The following is a 5821-nucleotide window of genomic DNA, read 5'->3' as shown; positions in this document are numbered from 1 at the left end:
CAGGATGCCGGGGTGCCCGGCTTGCACGTGCCGGACAGCGTCGAGGTGGCCTTGTCGAGGTTCCACCCCTGTTTGGTCCAGTCCACGCTGACGCCGATGTTCTCGACGGCGGTCGCGCCGGCGGGGACGAGGCGCGGGTTGTCGGGGTTGCGCTCGAGCGTCGCGCCGTTCTTGTCGCGGTAGCGCACGTTGTCGTAAGTGAAGGTGAACGTCGCGCGGTCACCCGCCGACGACCCGTCGGCACGCAGGGTGCCGCCCGCCTCGCAGGCGCCGATCTCCCAGCGCGCCTGCACCTGATAGGGGGCGCTGCCGCTCGCGGGGGTGACCGCGCCGCGCTGTGACTCGGTTCCCCACACCTGGTGCTTGAAGTAGACCTTGATCTCGGGGTCGCGGTCGAAGACGGTGCTCTGCTCGTTGCTCCAGCCCTCGTACAGGACGTCGTTGCGGCGGGGAGGGGCGTCTCCCTGGTTGATCTTGTTGATCGTCCATTCGGCTCGCTTGCCGGATTCGCTGACGCTCGGACGGGATCCGACCGTGAACGTGTACCCCTTGGGCGCTTCTTTGCTCTGGGACGCGTCGACCTGCTGCGTCGTGGTGACCGCGCCGAACGACCGGCCGTCGAAGAAGGACTCGGCGCACATCGTGTACCGGTACGTCTCACCGTCGCGCTCCTTGGGGAACTGCTTCACGTCGCCGCCCGCCTTGGGGCTGCAGAAACGCCCCTCCGGCACGATGTCGAACCGCACCTCGCTGTCGGTGCCGTTCTGCTGCGCGGTCGCGCGCGCGTCGATCGTGGCGGTGCCGTCGCCGTTCGAGGTCGAGGTGAGTGTCAGCGTCGGGTTGGTGGGGGCGCCCACGCCGTGCGCGCTGCCGACCAGCTCGCTCCCGTTCGCGGCGCCGCCGAGGCCCGGCGGCGTCGAGAAGCGCGAGATGGGCTTGACCGTGATGCTCGTGGACGCGTTGGAGCCCACGGTGAAGCGGCGCACCTGCACGGTGTCCTGGTTGCGTCCGACGTTGACCTGGATCTTGTCGCCGACGGGGCTCGAGATCTCGAGGGTCCCGGTCTCGGCGCTGTCGACGCCGGTGATGACGAGATCGGCGACCCCGCCCTCGCCGCTGGTCTGCACGGGGGTGAACGTCAAGGCTCCGGGCTTGTTCGGGGCCCGATACGCCCATCCGGTGGTGCGGACGGCGCCGCGGGACTCGCCGACGCTGTTGACGGCGGTGACGACGTACTCGCGCTGCTCGCCGTTGGGTGCCGAGATCGGCGCGCACGTACCGTCGGCCGTGCACTGGCCGACGACCTGTCCGCCGGACCGCACGGTGAAGCCCGAGAGACCGGGATATGCCCGACGCGCCTCGCCCGGGTCGACCCGCAGGGTCACGGTGCCGTCGCCGAACGCGGTCTGACGCACGCTCGCGGGCGGCCGCGGGTAGCCGAGCAGGTCGAGCACCACCCGGGCGTCGCGCGTGGACGCGGTCGTCCGGCCCTGCGCGTCGCGCAGCGTGACGCTCGCGCTGCAGGTCGCGCCGGGGGCGTCGTCGCTCCACGACGCGAGGACGCCCGAGGTCGAGGCGACCGAGAAGTCGACCCCCGCACAGCTCGCGGTCGGACGCACGGCGACCACCTCGAGCGGGGTGCGCGGGAGCGGGTTGACCTCGCCGCTGGCGCCGACGACACCGATCGAGCAGCTCGATCCGGACGCCTGAGAGCACTGCGCCGAGGTGGTGCCGCCCTGCGGGAGTGTCGACGGAGCCGAGCCCACCCGCAGGACGAGGCGGGCGGGCGCGACGGCGTTGTGGCTGGTGACCGAGATGACCGCGGCGTTCTCGGTTCCCGGAACCGCGCGGTCGTTACCCGTGACGGTGACGGTGGACCCGTCGAGCGACACCGAGAACGCCGCGCCGGAGTAGTCCATCGCATACCGGATGCCGGCCCAGTCCTCGCGACCGAGCTGCCACGAGGTCATGTTGCGCAGGTCGAAGCTCGCCGTCTCGCCGGGGCCGACCGTGAGGGCCCCGGGACGCAGCTCGGGCTGGGGATCGCGGGCCACGACGCCGATCGGCACCGACAGCACCGTCCACTCCTCGCTGCCCGCCACCCGAACCGGAACGCGGCACGCGTCGGTGTAGGGCGAGCCCGATCCGGCGTCGTAGGTGACGACCGATCCGGCGACCGAGCACCGGCCCTCGGCCCGTACGCCGGTGGCTGCGACATCGGTGCCCACCTCGAGCGTGGCGCGGCGCGGCAGGGCGACGAGGGATGCCATGTCGAACGCCACCGAGGCGAGCTCGTCGACGCGTTGAGCCGCACCCGGACGCAGCGCCAGGGTGAGGTCGTCGTCGCCGGGTACGCGGAGGAAGGCATAGGTGGTCACGACGGCGTCACCGAGGCGACCGGTGACGGCGAACGGGATGACTCGCCGGGTGGTGGGCAGCGCACCCGAGATGCGACGGCCGTCCAACGTGAGGTCGGACGGATCGCCCCAGAGGGATACGTCGAGGTCGCCGACCTCTCCGCCCGACCAGGTCGCCCGGCCCGCGATGACGTCGACGCCGGTGGCGAAGTCGTCCCGGTTCTCGACGGTGAGCACGGTGTCCGTGACGACCGGGTAGTCCGGCACGTTCTCTCGGACGACCTTGACGACGACGAGGCCACGCCCCGTGTTGCCCGAGTCGGATTCGACGTCGTACAGGAACGACATGGTTCCCGGCTGCTCCCCCGCGCGCAGCACGACACCCGTGTCGGTGACGGTCTGGACGAAGCCGTTCAAACGCGCGTACTCGGGGTTGTCGCTGCCGTCGACGAGCGTCTCGGGCAGGTCGGGACGCACCCCGGTCAGCTTCAGCCGGCCCTGCGTGGGGTCGATGTCGTTCGCGAGGGGGCTGACCCTGATCGTGCGGTCCGCGCCGGCCTGCACCTGCACGTAATCGGTGAAGGTGATCGGACTGGGATTGGCCTCGGCATCCAGGACTCCGATGCGCACCGTGCCCTCGCCCGTGGCTCCCGACGAGTCCGAGACGCGGTAGCGGAAGGAGACCTGGCCGCGGTCGCCGGGGATCGAGGTGTAGAGGATCGCGGACCCGTCGGGCGAGATGGATGCCGTGCCCCGGTCGGGCTGCGCGACGATGCGATCGAGGGTGACGGCGTCGCCGTCGGGATCCACGCCGAAGCCGTGGAAGTCGATCGAGGTGGTGCCGCCGCTGAGGACGCGACCCTCGAGCGTGTCGGGCAGGGGCGCACGGTTGGCGTCGCCGCCGAGGACCGTGATGCGCACGGTCGCTTCGTCCCACAGACCCGGCGTACCCGTGGTGTAGACCCGGTAGGTCACCTCGTACGCGCCCGGCGTGGTGGGGGCCAGGTAGCGCAGCACGCCGCCCGAGGCGAACGCCAGGGCGTCGCTCGCCGGAAGGGCCTGGACGCTGGAGGGGTCGAGTGTCGGGCGACCGCCGGCGGGCGAGATGTCGTTGTCGAGGACCGGGATGTCGACCTGAGCGCCCGCACGCACGGTGACCGTGTCGTCGACCGCGATGGGCGCGATCTCGGGGGCCGGGGGGAGGAGGTAGACGGTGGCCTCTCCTCCGACGCGCGAACCGGCGTCGTCCGTGCCGTCCGAGACGGTGTAGGCGACGGTGCCCAGCAGACCGGCCGCCCCGTCGGCCGTGCTGCCCGAGACGCGCAGGTCGTTCTGGCCGACGGTGTCGACCGTGAGCGAGGCGCCATCCTCTGCCGTGGCGGCGACGTCGCTGAGCAGCAGCACTCGTCCGGTGGGGTTGGACACGGCGCTGAAGACGTCGAGGGTCGCATCCTCTTGCGGGCGGACGAACGCCACGACGGGTGAGGTCGACAGCTGCGCCGGGGCGTCGGCGGGGAGCATCGTGATGCGGGCCGTGCCGTTGGCATCCCGTCCCCCGCCGTTGACCGTGAAGTCGACGCGGTAGACGCCCGGCTGCGGCGCGGAGAAGTCGAAGGTCGTGCTGCCGCCGACGACCGTCGCGGTCGCCGCGGCGTCGTCGAGCACGCGCACCGACGTCAGCGACACGTCGCCGGCGGTACCGGTCACGTGGGGGCCGACGTCGACCGTGAGAGAGGAGCCGACCGTGTCGATCGCTGCGAAGGACTGCACGGCCAGGCCGGGGTCGGGGGCGACGCGGATAACGAGGGGTTTGGTCGTGACCGCACCGCGGGTGTCGGCGACGGTGACGTCGAGCTGGATGTTCTGCTCGCCGCCGGAACCGTCGTCGGCGTGCTGGTAGACGACATCGCCGCCCGGGGTCGCGGCGACCGTGCCGACTCCCCCGGGGTTGTCGACCGAGAGCAGCAGCAGCGGATCGCCGTCGGGGTCCACCCACCCGGGGAGCACCGGCACGGTGACCGTGCCGCCGCGGGCGACCTCGGGGGTCGGCCAGGGCTGCAGGCACTTCTCGACGCCGCACCAGACGGGTGCGGCATTGGCCTCGGGGCCCGAGACCGTCAGGGTGACGGTGGTCGGGGCCGACGTCAGCCCGTCGACGGCCGTGCCGTCGGTCACGGTGTAGGTGAAGGTCGCCGACCCCGTGGCCCCCGGCGCGACGCGCACGGCGAGACGCTGCCCGGAGTCCGTCACCGAGAGCGTGCCGAAGCCGGGGTCGAGCCCCGTGACGCTCTCGGCGACGATGCTGAGGACGTCCTCGTTGGGGTCGTGGTCGTTGAGCAGGACCGGAAGGGTGGTCAACCGGCCCGGCCGCACGCCGAACGCGTCGGGTTCGGCGATGGGCGGCTTGGGGTCGAGGACGACGCTGAGCTGCTCCTCGCTCTGCACGGCGGTCTGCTCGGTGCGGTCGTCGAGGGACCAGTTCTGGCTCGACGCGACGAGGGCTCCGTCGGGGACCGTCCACACCCACCCCGTGCGCGTCTCGTTGAGGATGATGGCGTGCTCGGTCGCGACGAAGACGGGGCGCCGCTGGTCGGGCATGGTGGCCCCGCCGTAATCGAGACCGGTCTCTCTGCTGTCGGAGCGCCACAGGGTGCCCCGTGAGTCGCCGGGCAGCAGCCATGCGGCATAAGCGACCCCCTGATGCGTCACGGGGCGGGCGGGTTGACCGAGGACGTTGCCGCCACCACCCACCTCTCGGCGCGGCTCGCTCCCGTCGACCGGGATGCTCCACAGCGACTGGTCGTCGGCGACGTACACGTCGCGGGCATCGGCGTCGGCATCGCCCACCACGACCTGGTCGCCCGTGTCGATGGTCACCGGGTCTTCGCCGCGCACCCACACGCGTCCGGCGTCGGCGTCGACCAGCACCCAGTCGTCACCCGCGGCCGAGAGGGCGGGCGAGGCGACGTCGGCGTCGAGGGCGTCTCGCCCGCGCAGCTCGTCGGTTTCGATGTCGTAGCGGATGACGGAGCGGTCGGCCGACGAGTAGGCGAAGAGCATGCCGCGCTCGTCGACGGCGATCGCGTCGGCCGTGTAGGACGGCACGTCGTCATCGCCGGCCGTGCCGAAGGGGTCGAGCTCGCTCGCCGCCTGGCCCGCTCGGCTCAGCCGGGTGGCGAACAGGGTGCCCGTGTCGGTGCGGTAGACGGCGTAGTCGCCCGCCGTGGCGACGGACGTGGTGCCCGGCGGGGTGTCGGGGGCGGCCTCGAGCTGCTCCTGCTGCAGATCGATCGGCTGCGCCTCGTCGATGCGCGTGAGCTTGCTGAAGCTGTCGGTGAAGAGGTACGCCCCGTCGCTGCCCTGGGCGACCTCGCTGGGGTTGCCCGCCGTGCGCACGGTGTCGAGCTCGCCCACGGTGGTGTTGACCCGGGCGTAGCGTTGGCCGTCACCGGTCTGCAGCGCCC

The 5821-nt window shown here is 72.0% G+C and carries 1 protein-coding gene; it reads right to left on the bottom strand.

The window, feature by feature from the left end; translation table 11 throughout:
• The coding region (locus tag DBR36_RS15085) for an Ig-like domain-containing protein (protein ID WP_108320561.1) at positions 1–5821 on the bottom strand (5821 nt) is incomplete at both ends.

It is taken from the genome of Microbacterium sp. HMWF026, assembly GCF_003061325.1.
Lineage (GTDB): Bacteria > Actinomycetota > Actinomycetes > Actinomycetales > Microbacteriaceae > Microbacterium > Microbacterium testaceum_E.
The sequence above is the reverse complement of the archived record's forward strand: the minus strand, read 5'-3'. Positions and strand labels throughout refer to the sequence as shown.